This window comes from Microcoleus anatoxicus (assembly GCF_042465725.1).
Classification (GTDB): Bacteria; Cyanobacteriota; Cyanobacteriia; order Cyanobacteriales; family Microcoleaceae; genus Microcoleus; species Microcoleus anatoxicus.
Window position 1 is genome coordinate 1,241,483 of sequence record NZ_CP120853.1, and the last position, 20,162, is coordinate 1,261,644.

The 20,162-nt window shown below is 44.1% G+C and carries 11 protein-coding genes and 1 pseudogene; 2 read left to right on the forward strand and 10 right to left on the reverse strand.

Annotated elements, in window-relative coordinates; translation table 11 throughout:
* Positions 1–8 precede the first annotated feature (8 nt).
* The 3 genes from P2A85_RS05235 to P2A85_RS05245 all read right to left on the reverse strand — a co-directional run bounded on the left by P2A85_RS05235 (position 9) and on the right by P2A85_RS05245 (position 3,462).
* Positions 9–1,013: a glycosyltransferase family 2 protein gene (locus P2A85_RS05235; RefSeq protein WP_377477923.1), complete on the reverse strand. Its 1,005-nt coding sequence runs from the start codon at positions 1,011–1,013 to the stop codon at positions 9–11.
* Between the two features lie 76 nt (positions 1,014–1,089).
* Positions 1,090–2,526 carry an RNA-guided endonuclease InsQ/TnpB family protein gene (locus tag P2A85_RS05240; protein ID WP_377477924.1) on the reverse strand — a complete coding sequence of 479 codons (1,437 nt, stop codon included), beginning with the start codon at positions 2,524–2,526 and terminating at the stop codon, positions 1,090–1,092.
* Positions 2,527–2,730: 204 nt separating this feature from the next.
* On the reverse strand, positions 2,731–3,462 hold the full coding sequence (locus tag P2A85_RS05245; RefSeq protein WP_377477925.1) for an NlpC/P60 family protein: 732 nt from the start codon (positions 3,460–3,462) through the stop codon (positions 2,731–2,733).
* Positions 3,463–3,541: 79 nt separating this feature from the next.
* On the opposite strand from P2A85_RS05245, the gene P2A85_RS05250 reads away from it, so the two are divergent.
* On the forward strand, positions 3,542–4,480 hold the full coding sequence (locus tag P2A85_RS05250) for a serine hydrolase (RefSeq protein ID WP_377477926.1): 939 nt from the start codon (positions 3,542–3,544) through the stop codon (positions 4,478–4,480).
* Positions 4,481–4,857: 377 nt separating this feature from the next.
* Here the strand turns inward: P2A85_RS05250 and P2A85_RS05255 are convergent, their stop codons facing one another.
* The 5 genes and pseudogenes from P2A85_RS05255 to P2A85_RS05275 all read right to left on the reverse strand — a co-directional run bounded on the left by P2A85_RS05255 (position 4,858) and on the right by P2A85_RS05275 (position 15,338).
* Complete coding sequence (locus tag P2A85_RS05255; RefSeq protein ID WP_377477927.1) at positions 4,858–7,665, reverse strand: AAA family ATPase; 2,808 nt, start codon at positions 7,663–7,665, stop codon at positions 4,858–4,860.
* Positions 7,666–8,969: 1,304 nt separating this feature from the next.
* Positions 8,970–9,971, reverse strand: a pseudogene (locus P2A85_RS05260) (sigma-70 family RNA polymerase sigma factor); the annotation flags it as partial.
* Positions 9,972–10,501: 530 nt separating this feature from the next.
* A complete protein-coding gene (locus P2A85_RS05265; RefSeq protein ID WP_377477928.1) occupies positions 10,502–12,355 on the reverse strand; it encodes a helicase-related protein in 1,854 nt (617 codons plus the stop codon).
* Positions 12,356–12,474: 119 nt separating this feature from the next.
* On the reverse strand, positions 12,475–12,999 hold the full coding sequence (locus tag P2A85_RS05270; RefSeq protein WP_377477929.1) for a phospholipase D-like domain-containing protein: 525 nt from the start codon (positions 12,997–12,999) through the stop codon (positions 12,475–12,477).
* A gap of 107 nt (positions 13,000–13,106) precedes the next feature.
* A complete protein-coding gene (locus P2A85_RS05275) occupies positions 13,107–15,338 on the reverse strand; it encodes a hypothetical protein (RefSeq protein WP_377477930.1) in 2,232 nt (743 codons plus the stop codon).
* Positions 15,339–15,704: 366 nt separating this feature from the next.
* On the opposite strand from P2A85_RS05275, the gene P2A85_RS05280 reads away from it, so the two are divergent.
* Positions 15,705–16,217, forward strand: a complete 513-nt coding sequence (locus P2A85_RS05280; RefSeq protein WP_377477931.1) for a phycobiliprotein lyase — start codon at positions 15,705–15,707, stop codon at positions 16,215–16,217.
* Positions 16,218–16,329: 112 nt separating this feature from the next.
* Here the strand turns inward: P2A85_RS05280 and P2A85_RS05285 are convergent, their stop codons facing one another.
* Both P2A85_RS05285 and P2A85_RS05290 read right to left on the reverse strand, forming a co-directional pair.
* Complete coding sequence (locus P2A85_RS05285) at positions 16,330–16,998, reverse strand: hypothetical protein (protein WP_377477932.1); 669 nt, start codon at positions 16,996–16,998, stop codon at positions 16,330–16,332.
* A gap of 138 nt (positions 16,999–17,136) precedes the next feature.
* On the reverse strand, positions 17,137–19,704 hold the full coding sequence (locus P2A85_RS05290) for a DUF3769 domain-containing protein (RefSeq protein WP_377477933.1): 2,568 nt from the start codon (positions 19,702–19,704) through the stop codon (positions 17,137–17,139).
* Between the last annotated feature and the right edge of the window lie 458 nt (positions 19,705–20,162).

The following is a 20,162-nucleotide window of genomic DNA, read 5'->3' on the forward strand; positions in this document are numbered from 1 at the left end:
TCAACCCCTTACTTAGAACCAAAAACTTCGCGGACCCGATAAATTGGTTTACCCTGAGATTCATGATAAGTCCGCATCATCACTTCTGCTAATAAACCAAAACAAAATAACTGCACCCCTGTCAACAGCAAAACTACAGCTAAAATCAGTAAAGGACGATTCCCAATACTTTGACCAAAACCCAGCTTCAGGAATGTCAAATAAATCCCTAACACCGTTCCCAAAGTCATAGAACTCAGTCCCAAAAGTCCAAAAACGTGCATTGGTCTAGTGAGGAACTTCTTCATAAAAGAAATAGTCAACAAATCCATCAACACCCGAAACGTCCGCCAAATTCCGTACTTGCTTTGACCAAAACGGCGGGCGTGGTGTCGCACCGGCATTTCGGCAATTCTCGCCCCTTCAATAAAGGCCAAAGCTGGCAAAAATCGGTGCAATTCCCCGTAGAGATTCAAATCTGCCACCAACTCGGCCCGATAAGCTTTCAAAGAACAGCCGTAGTCGTGCAAAGTTACTCCTGTAACGCGGCCAATCAGCCAGTTCGCCATTTTAGAAGGAATTAACCGACTAATGGTATTGTCTTGCCGATTTTTCCGCCAACCACTGACCAAATCGTAGCCTTCATCTAACTTTGCCAACAATAACGGAATATCAGCCGGGTCATTTTGTAAATCGCCGTCTAGGGTGACAATAGCACGACCGCGAGCGCGATCGAAACCCGCCGACATGGCGGCAGTTTGACCATAATTGCGGCGTAAAATTACAGCACAAAGGTCATCGCGACTACTAGCTAACTGTTTGAGAAGTTCTGCTGAACCATCCTTAGAACCATCATCTACGCAAATAATTTCATAGCTGAGTCCAGAGGCTTGAATCGAAGTGGCGATCGCCTCAATCAAATGAGGTAAACTTTCCACCTCATTATACACCGGGACTACCGCCGAAACATCCAGCATCACCTCTGCTTCAGCCTTTTTTTTCGCCAATTTTTCCAAAAATAATGCAGCGTCCATTTCTTTATGCTATAACATCAACCGTCAACTCAACTATCAACAAGTGACATACTCCCACATCAAATCTGAGTACAGATTATGATGTGGGCTTCTTAACAGCCCGATGAAGGGTATGTAAGATTTCCTTCTGGTACGCTTTATCCATAGAACCAACTATAGAAAGATTCCCACTAGGGCGTTTTATACTGGGGAAAATGTCCAACCCCAGTCTTTTTAGGTTAATCGCAGCATTAAGATCGCGATCTACCATCAAAGAATTTTGCTCATCCCAATACTCTCGAATATTGCAATCGGTGAAAACCATTTCATTCCGATAACACAGAAGCATTGAGGTGTAAGCAGGTTTTTGTGAAACGACGACTGCCCCAGTTTTTTCTCCTATGTAGCTCAGCGTCGTAAAAAATTGCCCAAAAGCTGCATCCAGCCAGGATTTATTCAATCCAGATTTAGCGGATTGCCCATTGGGTAAATATTTCCCATCCTCATCTTGTTTAACCTTGTTTCTTTTAGTTAAACCTTTGAGGTTTAAGTCTTCATGGAAGAAGAACTTAGCTCCCGTTCTGACTAATTTGTGAGCTGTTTTATAATGAAAGTCTTGGCGACAACGCGCAATCTTTTGATGCTGTCTCGCCTCTTTTTTTGCCAACTTTCGTCGGGCTTTAGACCTTTTTTTTCGTTGATTCCGCTTCAGGGAAATGCGGTCTAATTTAGCTTGATTCTTTCGGAGTGGCTTGAGGGAAGGTAATTTCTCACCCTCAGATGTCGCTAGATAAACATCTTCGTGTAACACTGCATCTAAACCGATTGAATTCTCCCAAGTGGGAGCAATTTTATCCGGTGTCAATTCAGGCACAGAAGTGTCTTCAAGTATTAATTGGAGGAACCAACCGTCGGCTTTCCTAGTGACACTCACTTGTTTAATGGTTAAACCATCGGGGATGGTACGGTGCATCCGCACCTTTATTACCCCTAGTTTTGGCAATCGAATGTAAATCCAATTCTTACGAATTAATTTAATCCAATCGTCGCTAGCCGTTGCCAAAGTCATTGTTCGGTAGTCGGCTTCAGTTTTGAATCTGGGTCTACCCGATCGCCCACCTTTGCTGTCACCGACAATAAACCTCTCAAAAGCTCGTTCGACTCGTTTGGAAACGTCTTGCAGAATCGTTGAATCGACTTGCTTAAAGTCTAATAACTCACCACTATGAAAGACTTTAACCAAATCTTTTTTGAGAATGGGTAACTGTTGTTTTTGGCAGTAGTAGTTAGGCTTTTCTCTGGGAGCCGCAATACTGGTTTTTAAGGGACAAGCATTGATAGCAGTACGGTTCATTTCCCACCAATCAAAACGATCTCCCAATTGGCGATTGTACCAATAACGGCAAATTCTGAGCCATTGGTTGAGAGCTAGCTTTTGATTAGTGTCGGGATAGAACTTGTACTGATATGTCGCCTTCATTGAATTGCCGTTTTTTGTTAGTATTATTTTACCAGGATTTGTTGGTCTCGTCATCCATCCGCCCACTCCTCAAAGCTATGCTTTGAGATTGTGAACAGATGGAATCCTGACCTCACACGCCTTTCATCCCACACTAACCGAGGCGGTATAGTGTGGGGATTCCCGTCTGTCTAGCTAACTATAGCAGTCCTTGCAGGAGTCGTAAAGTTTTTTACCCCACCCCAACCCTCCCCTTCATAAGGGGAGGGAGTAAGAAATTCACAAATGATTTAGGATTACTATAGGTTGATAACTTGCCACCACTTTACCATATCCTCGCAATTGCCGATAATAAGCTTGACTAACTCGATCGCCATCTTCCGACAAAATATCGATCCCGATACCATTGCGACCTTGTTCAGTGCCGGAACTGTGAATATAGCGATCGCCTCCCAGATATAGTCCCACATGAGTAGCCTTTTCTGGTGTTCCAAAAAAAACTAAATCTCCTGGTTCTAAACCAGTTATACTAATAGGCTTAGTAAAAGCTTCCTGCTGATAAGCATCCCTCGGCAACCAGATACCAGCAGACCTGAAAGCAGCCTGCATTAATCCAGAACAATCATAATTTGGCCCCACAGTGCCGCCCCAAAGGTATTCATTAGATTGGTCCATCGCCTGATGAGCAAAATTAATTACTTTTGGTAATTTTTCTCTAATTTTGGTCTCCGATAAAATCACAGGATGATAGGGTATCTGTGCCACTGAAATCGACTCAATATCTCGCAGATCCAGCCATCCTGGATAATCATCTTCGCACAGCCGCACCATCACAGCCATGGTATCAAAATTTACACCTATCCCAGCATTAACCAGGGGTAATTCGACTACTCGCAAGTGTCGCCCAGCCATCGCCTGAGTCGCCAGTCGATCGCACCTGGGGGAATCGTAAATATTTATGTGCGATCGGGCCCGATACTCCACAACATCAGATAATTGATAATTAGTCATTTAATTTTTTCTAGTTTATAGTTGATAACTGATAACCGATAACTCCTATAGCAAGCCCTCATAACCCCCTAAAATTACCATGACATTTTTTCGTAAAGACGAACAACTAGAAACCCTCGGCAAGAGCATTATAGATGCAGTCGAGACAGAATTTACAGAATTAGGAGGCGATCGTCTCGCCCTCACCTGGATAGTCTACGATCCGCCCGTGCGAGTCAACACAGGCGGAGCTCTCAGCCCCGAAGAATTTTGGAAATATCAAGCCAGAGGTTATAGCCATCGGGCTTCAGAACGAGTGTATCCCGCCAGCATCGTCAAATTATTCTACCTTGTGGCCGTCTGGGAATGGGCAGAAAAAGGGATGATTAAAACATCAAAAGAATTAGAACGCGCTGTCAGAGACATGATAGTAGATTCCAGCAACGACGCCACCAGTTTAGTAGTAGATGTACTAACCGGCACCACCAGTGGTCCAGAATTACCCTCCGGCCCCTTTGAAACCTGGAAACAGCAGCGAAACATCATCAACCGTTACTTTCAATCATTAAATTGGCTAGACTTACAAGACATTAACCTCAATCAAAAAACATGGTGCGACGGCCCCTACGGTCGGGAGCGAGAATTTTTGGGAGAATTAATGGAAAATAGAAATATGCTAACCACCAATGCCACCGCAATTTTGTTGCATAGTATCATCGGTGGTGTAGCTGTTTCCGCCAAAGCATCCCAAGAGATGATGGGTTTAATGAAACGTAGTTTAGAACCAGCCGAATTAGAAGCAGATCCCGAAAATCAAGTTACAGGTTTTTTAGGTAGCGGATTACCATTAGAAGCGAAACTGTGGTCAAAAGCTGGGCTCACAAGTCAAGTGCGTCACGATGCGGCCTACATTGAAATACCGAATTTGCGCCCTTACTTGTTAGTGGTATTTACCGAAGGGAAACACAATAGTAAAAACGAACAAATTTTGCCTTTTGTATCGCAGCAAGTCGTCGCAGCCATGAAAGCACTGAATTAAATTAAATTAAATTAAGATTAATGATTGCAGCCCATGTTGAGCCTTCGGGGTTTTGTTGTCACAAACCCGCTATTGGTGACAACTTCAGTTCAAACCCAGCCACAGAGTGCTGTTTGACTATTAAGCTTAGATCCCCCCTAGGGCGTGTTTTCAAACTACTCCTTAAGATTTAGATCCCCCTAAATCCCCCTTAAAAAGGGGGACTTAAAGACTCTTTCCCCCCCCTTTTTAAGGGGGGCTGGGGGGGATCTTTGGGTTTGAAAACACGCCCTAGCCCCCAGGGCTGTTTCATTCTCGGAAAAGCCCCGATTTTGTAGGAATAGTGTCCCCCTCCCTACCCCATCCACTTAAGTACATCGCACAGCAGAAAGTGCGTATTACTCTGCCATAGATTCAAGCAGACGGCCAACTACAGGGTCAATCTGCCAATAATCCTTACCATCTTGCTTCTGATTTCCTAAATGCGAGACGAGACTGAGGAGATCCGCCCATCTGAGAGTCTGCTTGACAACTTCAGGCGATACATCATCAAGAATCTCAACTAATACCTCAACCGTTGCTGCTTCTCTCCATTGGGCCAAAGTTCTCATCACCAGTTTTCTTTGAGGTTCGCAACCGTCAAAACCCATTGAATTAATTAATTTGTCAGAGTTATTAAATTGATTCTTCAGTTGGGCCAAGGAATCTTGCCAGCAATGCGGATTAGCTTGAGCAAATTGATAGAATTCTTGCAGCAGGTTTGACCAATTCCCTGTAACTGCCGTAATCTTTTTTCTCACTTCTAGTTCGCTGGGCAAATTAGTATCTTCCAGCCAATGTCGCAGGGCGGCATCGTGCCAAGGTTTGAGGCTAAAAAATCTCAGTTCCTTAAAGCAATCAAAACCTGTCCAATTATGAATAACTAACTGCCAAGCCTTCTGAGGATCGGCGACGAAAACAAGCTGGATAAACGAGTCTTCTTTCTTCAATCTTTTGATTTTCTGAATTGCCTCATCAACCCAATCCTTACTCCAAGGGGTGCTGGCTGACACAAGAATAAGTGTAGTAGTATCTTTCTTGCGACGGGTACTAATTTTTTGCAAGCGCTGCTTGAAATTATCTAGATCTGAGAGGTTGTCTAAATAGTGGAATGGGTAAATTTTCTTACTAAATGCTGATTCCAGAAAAAACCACAAATCGTAAATTCCTGCGGCTTGGCACCCAAATATAATAGAGACACCGTACTCGCGGAGCAGAAGATATGATTCCTGTTTAACAGTTAAAGGACTGCGCCGGGAATCAGCTTTATTTTTCACGAAAAGAGGAGACCGAAAAGTAGCAGGTTCGTATTCAGATTGAGGTTCGCGGTGTCTCAGAAGTTCTGCTTCAATTTCTGGCTGCGTACCCATAAGCAAGGCTAAATTAGAACTTCTCAGAGTGAAGTAACCTGCATCGGTTTCTCGTAAAACTCCTAATCCGACCATTTCTTCTAGTAAAGCAAGAATTTCATCTTCCGATGACCTTCCCGCGAATCCCTCAGACCACCAATACAAGACTTGCTCGCGAATCCAAGATACAGAAAACCCATCCTCCATACCTGTTTCATTCTGCTGAGAACCATCAGCAATCGAGTAGGCAATTACTTCGTAGCGCGGATCGAGTCCCAGTGTCAACTTAAAGCGATCGCGAATATTGTTGCGAAGGTCTTGACTTTGATAAGCTTCTTCTACATGGCGAGAAGCGATCGCGTAAGGCGGACTAATTTTCGCATCGAAAGTAGGGACATCTGGGTTAGTAATGTGCTTGAGTAACTGCTCGCAATAAAGTTGAATCAAGCTCGGATAATAGTTAGTTTGCCAAAGAATACGCTGGATTAAATCTGACGGTTCAAAACAATAGCCAAGACTAGCCAGCGGACGTTTTACCAAAGCTGTTGCCGCCCGCATTTCACCATTATTCAGCAGAGGCCCAATGCAGATCGGTTTGCCAAAGTGAGCCAGGGGATGGTTTGCTTGTCTAGTGGTTCTCAGAACGTTGTGCAATCCGGCAAAGACCACCTTAAAACGTCGGTTAGTTTCCGTCATTAATTTTCTGAACTCATCACAGCGCGGGAAATCCTCCTTACCATCAGCTTCCAGGAAATTATCTGCCTCATCCAACAACAGCAAAAAGCGCCGCTGCGTGTCAAATTCCAGCCAACTTTTGATCCGCTGCAAGCTGGTTTCGCGGACGGAATTGCGCCGGTTGGTATCGGGAATTTGCAATTTATCCAATTCTTCGTTTAGTAGATGCCAAATCTTATCTAACAGTTGCTTGCGCCCAATTTCTTTAATATCTAAAAATAGGGCGTTCCTTCCCGCGTCGGTTGCGTGAAAAGTCCGGTGCACATACTTAAGCAAAACCGTTTTACCTAACTGGCGGCCTCCATAAATTAAACAAGAACCTTCGGGATTGATTATAGATTCCCGTTCTCGTACTCGCCCGTAAAACATCTCAGGCGGAACCTCTCCTGCTGCGGTTTTATACGGTTCTAAGAAAGTAAAGGGTAAGGTACAGTCAAACAATACAGGTAAGCGTGTTTTTTGTTCTCCGCAAAGGTAGAGCATCAGCACATCATCTATCACAATGAAACTGCTCCGACGCTGGCGACACAAATCAGCCAAATCTCGGCGTTTCTTGACGGTCATTCGCCCAAAATGAAAGACGAAGATCGGCCCTCCCAGAGCCGTTTCTCCAACGGCATTGAGGAGATCCTGTTCGTTCGGTCTATCCCATACGCAAAGAATGCGGTAATGACCGTTCGCGGCTGAACCATAGGCAGACACAGGACAGCGATTTTGGTCAAATATCGGCTCAGCATTAACGTCAATCCAGGTATATTGTCCTGATTTTTTGAATCTAAGAAATTTTATGTTAAAACCGAGGTTGCTGAGAATTTGATGAGCATCTTTCTCTGTGATTACTTGATGCTTTCCCTTGGCTTTAAACCAAGCGTCGAGCATTTCAGCGGCTTTTTTGGCTTGTGTCCCCTGCGGTATCTGGATTTTGGCGATACTTTTCCCTTTGGAAATGTCTGCAATTAGCTCTTGCTTTTTGTAATCCTGAAGGACTTTTTCGATCGCAGTATACTGATCATGCTCGAAGAAGTCTTTAAAAGCATCTCTCTTTTCCTCTGGTTCAGGAAGCGATCGCCCCTGTTGCAGCATATATATATATTCATTAGCCGTCAGGATACGCCTTGCTGCAATACACTGAAATTTTTGGTATAATCAGCCTGATTTTCTACTTTTTTTCCTTGCTTATTTTCAGAATTTGGCAGATCAATCTGAGTTGTGGTTGGCGGTTCTGTTGGTGGAATATCTGGGATATTTTCAGGGGTTGGCTGCGCGATCGCCTCCTCTGTCAATACCGAATTCAACTCTGCTGCGGCTGGTTGTTCGACAACAGGAACAGTTTCAAATTCAGGCTTCTCAACTAAGGAATTTCCCTCTAACTTATTGTTAGTAAAAATAGCAGGTAAATCTGCTATTTTTTCCGACTGAATAATCAGTTTACCTCTGACTGCTGCCATCGCCAGAGTTCTTCCAAATGATTCAGATACGGCATCATGTAAGGAATCTAAACGCTCTTCATCTGATTCTTCCAATTCTGCAATTAGTGTTAGCAGTTTGCAGAATCGATGATTACCGTCAGCCAAGAGTTGGGTGTCGGGATGCAAGTCAGACTCGTGGGATGCGGAGATGGCGCGTTGAAGTTCGCGGGCTGTTTCCTGACATTCCAGCAATGACTGAAAATTGCTCTCTACTCGATGGGCGATCGCTAAAATTCGTTCCAAAACCCTCAAAGCAGAGTCGCGGACAAGGGCGATCGCACTTTTTTGCTTTTCCGCCAAATCCACACGCTCAAGTACAGACTTGATATCTGCTAAAGAACCAATTTCCTCAGTTGTCAGCGTTGGCGATACTGCCAAATATTCAGCCAGTTCTAGCACCTTATCGCGAAGCTGAATAAACTTTTTATGGGAATCGTCAAGTTCTTGAATCAGCTTTTGAGATATAGGTATACCAGGGTTTAGCAACTTTCGACTCGCCTCTGACAGCCGTTTCTCTAATTGGGAAAAAACATCTTCTAGTGCGGTGAGTTGTTTGAGTAAGTCTGCTGAATTTTGTTTCATCGGTTTAATCGCTCGATTCAAGTCATTTTCTGCCCGTTCGGCAATGTGGAAATTATGCTCGTTTAAATTTGCATAAGTGAGATTGTTTTCATTTTTATCGTCCCTCGACAGGTGAGTCTGAGCCAACTTTGTTTGTTCTATATTTGATTCTTCTATGAAATTGTTAAAAGGAATTAATAGTTCAGTCATATTAGCTGTTTCAACTATTTTATCATCAACAGGCTCCTGTAAGAAGGTGTTGCTGCTGGGAGACAAGTTTTCTGAGATATTGAACCGTCTTGGCTGCATCGGTTGGGCGATCGGTCTTTTTGTCTCAATTTGGTCAATTGCTGTCGGGCGAATATAATCTTCTAAGATGCTGTTGCCGTTTGGATCGCCCAACTTGTTCAAAGCCTTAACCTCAATTTGCCGAATCCGCGCGCGCGTAACATCAAATATATTGCTGATTTCCTCTAGAGTCTTCTCGCGGCCATCATCCAATCCGAATCGCATCCGAATAACGTCACGTTGTCGGGGGCTGAGAGTATCTAAAACACTTTCCAAATCTTCGCGGAGCAAATTTTTCGATACTTGGTCTTCTGGTGTTTCCCCATCAAATTCAATCAACTCTCCCAATGTAGAACCTTCATCCTCATCCACTCTAGTATCTAAGGAAATGATAGACACATCCGATTTAGATTTAACAAAGCGCAATTTTGCAATTGTCATCTCCATTTTAGTAGCGATTTCTTCTTCCGTAGGCTTGCGGCCAATTTGTTGAGAAAGCCGTTTGGTAATTTTATCGATCCGTGAGATAGTTTGGTCTAGGTGAACTGGCAGGCGGATGGTGCGGGAATGGTTGTGAATTGCCCGCGTAATTGCCTGACGAATCCAGCAAGTCGCGTAGGTGGAAAACCTATAGCCCTTCGTGCGATCGAACTTTTCTACGGCCTTGATTAAACCGAGATTTCCCTCCTGAATCAAGTCTAAGAAATCCAGCCCTCGATTTTGATATTTTTTAGCGATTGAGACTACCAGCCGCAAGTTAGACTCTACCATTTTATCTTTAGCTTTTCGGCTGCCCTCTAATTCTAACTCAGCAATTTTACGAGCTAGTTCAATCTCTTCCTCAGCTTTGAGCATGGGAATTCGACCGATTTCTTGCAGGTAAACCCGAAGCGAATCTGACAGTATAGGGTCTTCCTTAACTTTGATGCTGTCAGGAATGGTTTTATGCCAAGCTTTATGAAATTCATCAAAATTGCTAAATCCGTGATTTTTATACAACTGTGCTAAGGAAATATCGAAGATAATTTTTAAATTTGAATTTGTAGGACTGGCGAATGGGATATCTTTAATATGTTTGACTTTTTCTAATACATCTTCAGATTCATTGTGTTTATTGGCGCGGCGGTTTATAATAGATAAAGTCAGAGTTTCTCCATGTTTAAAAATAACTATTGCGGGCTTTAGAAAGAGTTTATTAATCTCGCGGACAATGCCGTCAAGCTGTTCGCTAGTGTAGGTGCTACGCCACAATTCTATTGCGAAAAATAAGTAGCAGTAAATCAAAAACGTATTTTCGCCCTTAGCTTTAGTATTCAAGGAGAATTTTAGCTTGTCATCACCCGCAATTTCATCCCAACTGAACTCAAATAAAAAATCAACAGTCAGCCATTCATTTAAGATCGCTTTTTTGTGATTTAGCTTTTGATCTCTGTCAAATTCTGCAATAAAATTCTCCGAATTATTAGGATAAAACGGAAGATTTTTATCATTTCGGTAGCCAAGAACAAAGAACAAATTCCGGGCGTTATCGGCTAGTTTTCCCTTGGCAAAACTCTTTAAAGCTTGATTAATAGATGCTTTTGCTTGTTGTTCGCTGACGCTCATTTAATCACCAACCAGGTAATCAGTTCAAAATCAGTTGTTGCTTTAACCTGATGCGCTTGCTCAACCAACACAGCACGGCGACTGGACAGCAGATTGCCGATGAGCCGCTTGTTGTAAATATCTGCAATTGAATCAACCGCCCGCTTCAGCAAGTCGTTATACAAACTCATATCAAATCCGTTATTAGTTTCTCGATCGAACAAGTTGCACAACTGTTCATAGGGAACAGTACATCCCGCACACAGCAACTGGTATATTTCAAGTATTTGTTTGGGTTGAGCAAAAGTTAATCGCACTTCCTTATTTTCGCGAACGTAAACTAAAAAGTATGGTTGCAGCGGATTGACGGTTTTATTATCAAGAGAATCGCCTTTCTGTTTGAGGCAAAAAATTACGCCCGGAGCAATTATCGGATACTCCGAGTTAGTTGGAACTACTGCATAGAGTCCGAAAGGGGCATCTTGGAGTAGTTTGCGGTTGCTCTCAATGTATTTGGCTAGTTCCATTCGGAAATCATCGAGAGTGAATTCCGTTAGGGCGACACTCTCGGTGAAATCTTCGATATCCAGCACCTCGTCTTTCAATCGCAGCAACTGCTTGTCGCGGTATTTCAAATCACTCTCAATCAATTCTTGAATCTCCTTTACCTCCAGCAGATTATCTTCAAATGTACCAGCAATGTCCGCTAAAGTCATCCGTGCTTCTACTCGATTTTTCAGATTGATATACTGATCCAAGTCCTCTGTCGGCCAAAAATTAATTAATTGTACGGTGTGGTTGGGGCTGCCAATGCGATCGCACCTACCGAACCGCTGGATAATTCGGACTGGGTTCCAGTGTATGTCGTAGTTAATCAGATAATCGCAATCTTGTAAATTTTGCCCTTCTGAAATACAATCGGTGGCAATTAATAAATCAATCTCGCCGTCTTGTGGCATAGATGGAATTTGGGCGCGTTTCTTGGCGAAAGGCGAAAAATTTGTCAGGACATGATTGAACTCATTTTTGCCAAAGGTAGTCTTATTTTTCGCCGAACCACCAGTCACCAAAGCTAAGTTAATTTTCAAGTCTAATGTTGCCCATTCCCGCAATCCTTCGTAGAGATAAACTGCCGTATCTGCAAAGGCAGTAAAAACTAAAACCTTGCGATTTGGTTGGCCATGCTTGTTAGTTGTAGGATGCTTGACTTTATCGGCGATTAGTGCTTTTAACTCAGCTAACTTGGCATCCCGTTCAACAGAAATGCTTTGGGCATAATTGTAAATTTTTTTAAGCTGTTCCTTGTCGCGTTTTAGGTCTTTTAACCACGTTTCGACATCGAGGTGCGCCATTTGAAATATCAGCTTCTGACCTACTTGCATGGCATCTTGCAACTCTTCATCGTCGAAGTCTTCAATCATTAAATCGCTGAAAGTTACTGTCTGGTTAGCGTCGCGAGATTGCTGAAATTGCTGAAAATTTTGAATTTTGGTCTCTAAATATTCAATTTTGGTAATCGTGCGCTCCATTGTCAGCGAAAAGGAATGGATGGAGCTTTCTAAGCGTTTAAGGAAATTAACTTTCATCATACCGATCAAACAGCGTTCGCGATCGCTCTGTTTGAAATTTCGCCCTGTTTTATTTTCATACAGCGATCGGTATGGCGACAGAACATATTTTGAAGGGTTGAATAGGGAGAGTTGATATTTAGAAATTTCGCTGTTAAGCTGTTCGTAGGACATGAACTCACCCTCTAGGTCAATCTCAGGAAATACGGAGATGGGTTTGAGCCGTTCTGGAAAGCCGCCTAATTGGGCGATCGCATCTTTATAGTATTTTTGAATGTGCTTGCGCGATCGGGCGATCGTCAATTGGTCAAGCAGTTTGAAAAAAGCAGAACTTAGTTCTTCCAGCAGTTCGCTAGTTTTGCGTTCCTTACTTTTATTTGCCCACTTGGTAAATTTCCGCTGAGCATCAGCTAGTGTATCGCTCAGACTAGCAATTCCCAGCGATTCGCCAAACGCAGAGTCGCGACATTGTTGTTATTTTTACCTAATCCGAGTCCCCGCATGGTAAAATTTGAACTGCCCATAATAGCATTTTCCGTTCCGTTATGAGCAATGTGATACATTTTGCCGTGCAGTAAATTAGATTGCTTTACCGACCGTATCTGGACTTTTTTCTCAATCCATTCTGCACATTCTTTCGCCACCCGTTTTTGCTGCAACCGATTCTGTAACTGCAAGCCCTCATCCTCAATTTGGAACGCCTTTTTATCAGTTTTACTGGGGTCAAGGGACTTGATGAAGCGCGGTTCGCCAAACAGAAATTTCAAGCTTTTAATACCTAGAAGTTGTTCCTTCAAAGCATCAAAGGCATAAATTGTAAAGTAAGCAGAAACAATTGACAAGGTTGAGTTTTCCTCGACCTTGGCTTTCAAAAAAATGCCCACAGTTCCGCGATGACGGTTGTCTCTAATTGCCGACTTTGGGAGAGAAGAATCATGTTGTGACATAGCCTACCTTTGTTCGCTTGTTGCATTAGGCTATATTCTACTGGTACAACTACAAAAGTGCGATTATTTAACCATCGCCACAGTAACTAATGACTAGGGACGGAGGACTAAAAACTATTTTCTAACTTTAAAAAATGCACCCGCCCCGAAACTTCCCCCGCCACAATTGTCACCCCATCCGGTGCAATAGCACAAGATTTAAACGCACTATCTCCCCGAAAAATAGCAATTACTTCTCGACTTAACAAATCCCAAACTCTCAGGGTATTGTCATCAGAAACAGAAATCACCCTAGTCCCCACCGTCGCCAAAGCTGTTACCGCATCACCATGACCAGCCAAAGTGAAAATTTCCTTTCTAGTTGACAAATCCCACACTTTGATCGTGCTCTTCCTAGCCCCAGAAACTGCCCATTTACCATCCGCTGTAACTGCTACAGCATTGACTGAATTTTCATCACCTTTGAGAGTAAAAAGTTGATTTTTTACTACTAAATTCCAGAGATCAGCCAAACTATTTTTTTCGGTTCCCAAACTCCAAACTTTGAGAGTTTTATCACCACCCGCAGAAATTAACCGTTTACCGTCAGGAGTAACTGCAACAGCTTTTATCCCGTCAGTGTGACCGACAAATGTAAAAATTTCTTCTCCTGTTTTCAGACTCCAAACCTTAATAGTTGTGTCACCGGAACCAGAAATTACCATCCTGCTGTCCGCAGTCACAGCCACAGAATTTACCCAGTCTGTATGACCTGTGAAACTCCTAATTTCCTCTCCTGTTTCCAGATTCCAAACTTTCATCGTTTGGTCCCCGGAACCAGAAATTATTCTCTGGCTGTCTGGGGTGACAGCAATTGCTTTAACCCAATCTTTATGACCATAAATAGTCAAAATTTCTTCTCCATTTCCCAAATTCCAGACTTTAATGGTGTTGTCGCCAGAGCCCGAAATTGCTTTAGTACAATCTGCTGTCACTACCACAGAATTTACCGAGTCATGATGAGCTAGAAATGATACATTTTCTGTTTCTGTTTCTGGGAACCAAACTTTGAGAGTTTTGTCAGAGGAACCAGAAACTATCCGTTTACCGTCCGCACTCACCGCTACTGCATTCACCGGGGCGATGTGACCGGTAAAACTGAATATTTCTGCTTTGGTTTCTAGATGCCAAACTTTGAGAGTTTTGTCACCGGAAGCAGAAATTACTCGCTGACCATCGGGAGTTATTGCCACAGATTGGATGAAACTGTCATGAGTTCCTAATGTAAATAGTTTCTTTCTTTCTCTCAAACTCCAGACTTTTACAGTGCCGTCATAACTACCAGAAATAATCTTTTCTCCGTCGGGACTAACTGCTACTGATTTGACCCAATCCCGATGACCAGTCAGAGTGAAAAGTTCTTTTCCCGTTTCTAAATTCCAGACTTTGATGCTGTTATCACCGGAACCAGAAATCAACCGCTTGCTGTCCGGTGTTACTGCTACTGATTGTACAAAACTTGTATGGCTTTTGAGGTTAAAAATTATTTCCCTGTTTTTTAAATCCCAAACCTTAATACTGCCATCCCATGAACCAGAAATTAGTGCTTTGCCGTCAGGAGTAACTGCTACAGCTTCTACGGCAAAGGTATCGCCACCAAAGGTAAATACTTCTTGTCCTGTTTCGAGGTTCCAAATCTTGATGGTATTATCCCAAGAACCGGAAATTAGTTGAGTGCCATCGGGGGTTACTGCCACAGCATTGACGTAGGTAAGATGACCTGTTAGGGTGAAAATTTCCTCTCCTGTGTCTAAATGCCAAACTTTGATATTATGGTCGGATGAGCCAGAAATTACCCGCTTACCGTCGGGGGTAATTGCTACAGCTTGTACCCAATCTGTATGTCCGGTGAGGGTGCGCTGCAATCTTCCTCCCGGAGGGGTAAAACTGGGAGTTAACGGTCGGAACCAGGGGTATTTTTGGTTTTTTGCTTGGGCTAGTAGTGCTTGAATTTCGGGATTTTCAAAACACATCAAGCGGGCTATTAGTTGTGTGGGTAATTGGGTATTATCTTGGGCGATAATGTGGGCAGAAATTCCCAGGGTTTCTTGGATTAATTTGAGGGTTTTTATTTGGTGATGGTCGAGGAAATTAGGGATATTTATTGCTAAATTGTAATCTTCTATTAGGGGCTGTACTCCAGATGCTGACAGCTTAGTTTGAATAAAATTGTAATCTGTTAGTAAGCTGTATAATCGATTGACGTCGGAATTGGCGACTAACTGACTGGGCTGGATTTCCAGTTCTGGTGTCTGTGCTGCGGGCAGCATGGGCTCTGACCCTGGCGTAAACTCGCTCATAAATTTTTGGATGTTTTTGTCAAATGTATGCGATCGCTAACTGCACCTTACTAACAACCCGATCGAGAAACTTGTCTCTTTGGTTAGCATGACATATTTAATTTCTGTTTGCTACTGGTATCGCACCCATCTTTGTAATTAAGAATTATATCATTATTTTATTTTTTTGATTGTTGTTAATGGCTCGTCCTGACAGGATGATTGTCCGTCTGTTGCTATCCCTGCTATTTTCTGTGGCCAAAGCGCCCTCTACGGTTACTTAATCTGATTAATTTCAAACTGAAAAGTCCTTGACAGCTTTGCAGGTGTTCCTCATTCCTTTAAAATATACAAAATAGAGAAGTATTGAGTTCAGAGACAAAATTCATGGATGTTATCGAGTTTTTCGAGCTAAGTGCAGGCAAATGGTTTTCGCAGCGCACCGTACACTATCTCAATTCCGGGGAATTGCAGGCTGGCAAATCTGAGCTCAAAATAGAAATACTGACGGCTACTGAACCCGCAGTCGTGAAGCTGTGCCAACAGCACTCGATCGATCCGAATGCTACTGGCTTAACTAGCGTTAGGGTGAGTTGGGAGGGTACTCCCGATCGCACTGAGCAAAAACAAATCGGTTCTACAATATTAGCCGTCTTACCCAATGCCGACAATCCCATGGAAGGCAAAGTGATCCAAGACAAGGGCAATACTCGCTACGTGATGGGCTGTGATGACGTGCTGACATTGATTACGGAATCTGAAACTATTCATGCCGAAGAACGCCTCTGGTATCTCATCCCCAACCTACGACTGCGTACCAGTGTTGTCAAGGAAGCTAACGGTAATGAACAAGCTTCTTTTTGTTCAGAAATTCGGATGGGAGCCGCCCCCACCAAATAAAATTTTTGTTATTTGTTATTTGTTATTTGTTATTTCTGGTAACTAATAATCAATAACGAATAACCCATAACCAATTCCTCCCCTTCGCTTCGCCCAGTTCCCAAGGCCCGTATCAGACTTTTTTTCTTCTTTCTCCCTTTTTTCTGTGGCCTTCTTTGGCAATAGCTTTTAACTTGGAGTGAAAATCAGTATGTTTGACGATGGGGACTGATTTTTCAACCAATTCCGAGGCGACTGAAATATCAGCTTCGGCTTTATCTGCCACAGCAGTTACTGCCAAATCTTCATAAATTACAACTTCTGCATTTTCCCTGGTGCGATTGACTGCGGACAATTCTGATGTTTCCTCAGTCTCTACTTTGGATAGTTCTGCATCGTCGGCGGGATCGAATTCAACATCGGGAGTCGGAAGCAAATCTAGTTCTAGCTCATCTAAATCAGATTCTGGACTCGGTGAAAATATCTGTTTTTGTGACAACTTAAAATCACTTTCCAGCATTAAATCTTGAGGAAAGTTGCTGCAAACTAAGCGTTCAAACTCACCATTAAAATGATATACAGGTTGGTTCAAACGCTGCCACATACTCAATATTTGTGCCACAGAAACGGCTTTGTAACGACCTTGATAAAGCGCTTCAATCACTGCTAAACGGAGCCAATGGCTGGGATAATTAGTCAGCCATTCGCCCGCCAATTTTTCTGCTTTCTTGCCACCTAGGTCAAAACCATAGTGAACCAGCAGAGCTGCTGCTTGTGCAGATATTGCCGTCACTTCTGTCATTTGTTAGTTGTTAGTTGTTATTTGTTAGTTGTTATTTGTTAGTTGTTATTTGTTAGTTGTTATTTGTTAGTTGTTAGTTGTTATGGTTTATTTTAGAACTTAAAATCAACCACAATTAATTACCAATAACTAATTGAATTAATCGGATAAACGCACGCCTCCTTCTACAGTTCGTACATCCCCACCAAAGGATTCAGGAGTGCCATTCCAATTGAAGTCGCTAATCCTAAAAGTCAGGCTACCGACTTGACGTTCTGGATTAAAACGTAAAATGATTGCATAACTGCGACGACTGTATTCCAAAGTGTAATTTGTACTAATGGTTTCCTTGGTATCTAAATTAATAGCACTTTGAATTCCGACTCGAAACCCGCCATAAACTTGTTGGACAAGTCCAAAGGAAAGGATTCTGACGTCTACCAGGCGATCGAACAAAAATGGGGATAGACCATCCCGTCCTACCTGAGTGTAAGTCACGTTAAACCCAGTGTAGTCGAGGAAAGGGCGGGAGAAATGACCGAATTGCCCTTGAATGCCGACACTGCCGGCGAGAGAATTTTGTCGATCGTCACTGCTGTAAAAACTCCCAACACCACGGATACCCAAAGCCAGTTTCACGTAAGGAACCACGGGAGTCCGCGTATACTTCAAACCCTGGGTAGGAGTGCGGGGGAGGGATTTACCCTGCCATAGGGTAAAGTCGCGGGTTAAGGCGGCGCTCAGTTGTAAGCGGCTCAAATCGATGCGGTTATTTTCCCTCACAGGTTCGAGCAAGTCAAATCTGTCGGTGTCAGCATTGATAAATTGATAACCGGCTTGGTAACTGAGATTAATGCCAGACTTTCCCAGGGGGATGATGGGGGAAGTGAGAACAACTCCCAGGCTGCTGTTGACGGTTTGAAAGCCTAGAGAACCGTTAAAGAGACGATCGCGATAGCTATATTCCCCCACCAGAGTGTGAGTCCCGATCGACTGCCGCAAACGCAAATTACCCCGAAAAGCATTTTCAGCTAGATTCGGGAAATTATCAAAATTGAGAAATATTGCCGAACCGTCGAGCCTAGTGCGAGGGCCCAGGGCCGCCGTCAACTTCGCTTTCAGGCCGTAACTATCGGGGGAAAAGGGGCTACCGCCGTGTTTTTCGATCGCCCGCTGAAGATAAACCTGGGGAGTCAAAGTCAGCCTGACTGGCCCTGCTTGCAGTACATCCAAAGCGCACTCAGCATACAAACCACCGCGATCGCCCCCATCGAAGCCAAAGGTCAAACACGGGCCATTCCGCTGCTGACTGTCAAACACCTGTCGGCGAGGATACACAGGTATTTTCACCCGGTTGTCGAACACCAAACGAGGTTTAGTTGTGACCAATTCCTCCGCCGTGGGAGAAATCCTTCTAATCGTCGCCGTCTTGGCGCGGTATTCCAGTTCCGGCGGAGAAAAGGGGTCATTAGTAATCCGAATATTAGTAGCCACCCTCACGCCATCGGGTCGCAGTTCCAGACGTTCTGCTTCAAAGCGAACGCGGTTAACAGCCCCAGTGATTTGGGGTGCGGACACCTGTCCGCCCTGTCCGCCACCGCCGATGGTAAAGGTAGCGGCGCCGGGGGAGCGAACTCCGCGCACTGGCTGCTGACTGGTAATTCGATCGCTCAGGGGCTGATTGAGAATCGTGCCCGCACTGATATCTGTGGGGAGTGTGGGCGTTAACTCGCTACCTGCTGCGGGTAAGAACAGTTCACCTTTTGCCTGTTCGACGGCACCGGAATTGAGACCGAGATTAAAGTCCATCCGTTCCCCGCGGACTACTTGTTGGCCGCGGGTATAGGCGACATTACCGGATGCTATCACTTGGCGGGTGACTAAATTGACGATCGCGCGATCGGCATCAATCACCGTTTGTCGGAACCGCACCACCACATTACCAATAGCCGTAACAATTTGCTGCTTGTCATCAAACTCCTGGCTGTCTGCTTTCACCTCAATCGTATCTGCCGGACTCACAGGGAAAGGTACCGTCCGCTGGGAAGGTGGGGTGCGGACTCCTGGGGCTGGGCCTGGTTTGGGCTTCGGTTTGGGCGATGCTGGCGTTCCGGGCGTTGGGGCGGTACCCGGAGTCGGAATTTCTAACTGTGGTTGTCCGCTTGGTGTTGGTTCCGGGGGTGGTTCGGGAACTGGAATATCCTGGGGTTCAGGAGGTGACTTATCTTCTAGTTGCAGCCCCTTTGCTTGATAACTGCTTTCATCTGGGTCTGAAACCTGCGGTTGTTCCTGTTCCCCCGGTTTTTTCTGAGTCAATAATGCCTCTGGGGTTGGTGCTGGATTCCTACCGGAAAGGCGATTTTGTGGCGGTGCAAAATGATAAGTAGTGAAGGAAGAGTCTTTGGGAGTTTCCCTGGTTGCGGTTTCTACAACGGGAGTGGGATTTTGAAATCTCAACTCAGCAGTGCCGTTTGCCACTGCTGCTAGGGGGTCGTCGATTTCTGAAGGCTCACCTGCTGCTGCGGTTGGGTCCAGGAGTCTGGTTGAGGGGGCTGGTTCCGTGGCTGGTTTTGCTTCTGACAGAACTAGAGCTGGGCTTGGTTCCGGTTGTTCTGTGGAGTTGCTGCGGGTGTCTCTATCACTTGCCGCCACAGCGAGGGCGACTTTTTTGGGCTTTGTGATATTGATGATGGCAGGGGGTTCTGGTGGCGGTACCGGATAGGGCATAGTTATAGCAGAAGGAAGAAGGAAGAAGGAAGATGGAAGAACGAATATGCAATAAAATCAATGGTTTGAGCAATTGAAAACGTCCTAGTTACCTATTTAGGTTGCTATAAAGGAAGATGGAAGATGGAAGATGGAAGATGGAATAAGGAATAAAATCAATGGTTTGAGCAATTGAAAACGTCCTAATTACCTATTGAGGTTGCTATAAATTTTTAAACAGAAATTTGATGTCTGAAATTTGCAGTGGCTGCGCTGCTTGGGATGCTGGCTGCTGTTAGAACTTGCTTTCACCACGATATAACCTCACTGACCAGCGAGGTTAAGTTTTTTTAACTAATTTTTGATGGTTTGTGGGTTCATGGCAGGGGCTGCTGTGGCCCGCCCCTCATATGCTGGATGGATTGCTCGCTTGTATCCAATCCGCTAGCATCGGATTTCTGTGGTTGAGTCAAGTGGCT

What these genes read in the sequence shown, in the direction of transcription:
- P2A85_RS05280 (WP_377477931.1), top strand. Translation starts at nt 15,705, where the DNA reads ATGGATGTTATCGAGTTTTTCGAGCTAAGTGCAGGCAAATGGTTTTCG.
- P2A85_RS05275 (WP_377477930.1), bottom strand. Translation starts at nt 15,338, where the DNA reads ATGAGCGAGTTTACGCCAGGGTCAGAGCCCATGCTGCCCGCAGCACAG.
- P2A85_RS05250 (WP_377477926.1), top strand. Translation starts at nt 3,542, where the DNA reads ATGACATTTTTTCGTAAAGACGAACAACTAGAAACCCTCGGCAAGAGC.
- P2A85_RS05270 (WP_377477929.1), bottom strand. Translation starts at nt 12,999, where the DNA reads ATGTCACAACATGATTCTTCTCTCCCAAAGTCGGCAATTAGAGACAAC.
- P2A85_RS05235 (WP_377477923.1), bottom strand. Translation starts at nt 1,013, where the DNA reads ATGGACGCTGCATTATTTTTGGAAAAATTGGCGAAAAAAAAGGCTGAA.
- P2A85_RS05240 (WP_377477924.1), bottom strand. Translation starts at nt 2,526, where the DNA reads ATGACGAGACCAACAAATCCTGGTAAAATAATACTAACAAAAAACGGC.
- P2A85_RS05290 (WP_377477933.1), bottom strand. Translation starts at nt 19,704, where the DNA reads ATGCCCTATCCGGTACCGCCACCAGAACCCCCTGCCATCATCAATATC.
- P2A85_RS05285 (WP_377477932.1), bottom strand. Translation starts at nt 16,998, where the DNA reads ATGACAGAAGTGACGGCAATATCTGCACAAGCAGCAGCTCTGCTGGTT.
- P2A85_RS05245 (WP_377477925.1), bottom strand. Translation starts at nt 3,462, where the DNA reads ATGACTAATTATCAATTATCTGATGTTGTGGAGTATCGGGCCCGATCG.
- P2A85_RS05255 (WP_377477927.1), bottom strand. Translation starts at nt 7,665, where the DNA reads ATGCTGCAACAGGGGCGATCGCTTCCTGAACCAGAGGAAAAGAGAGAT.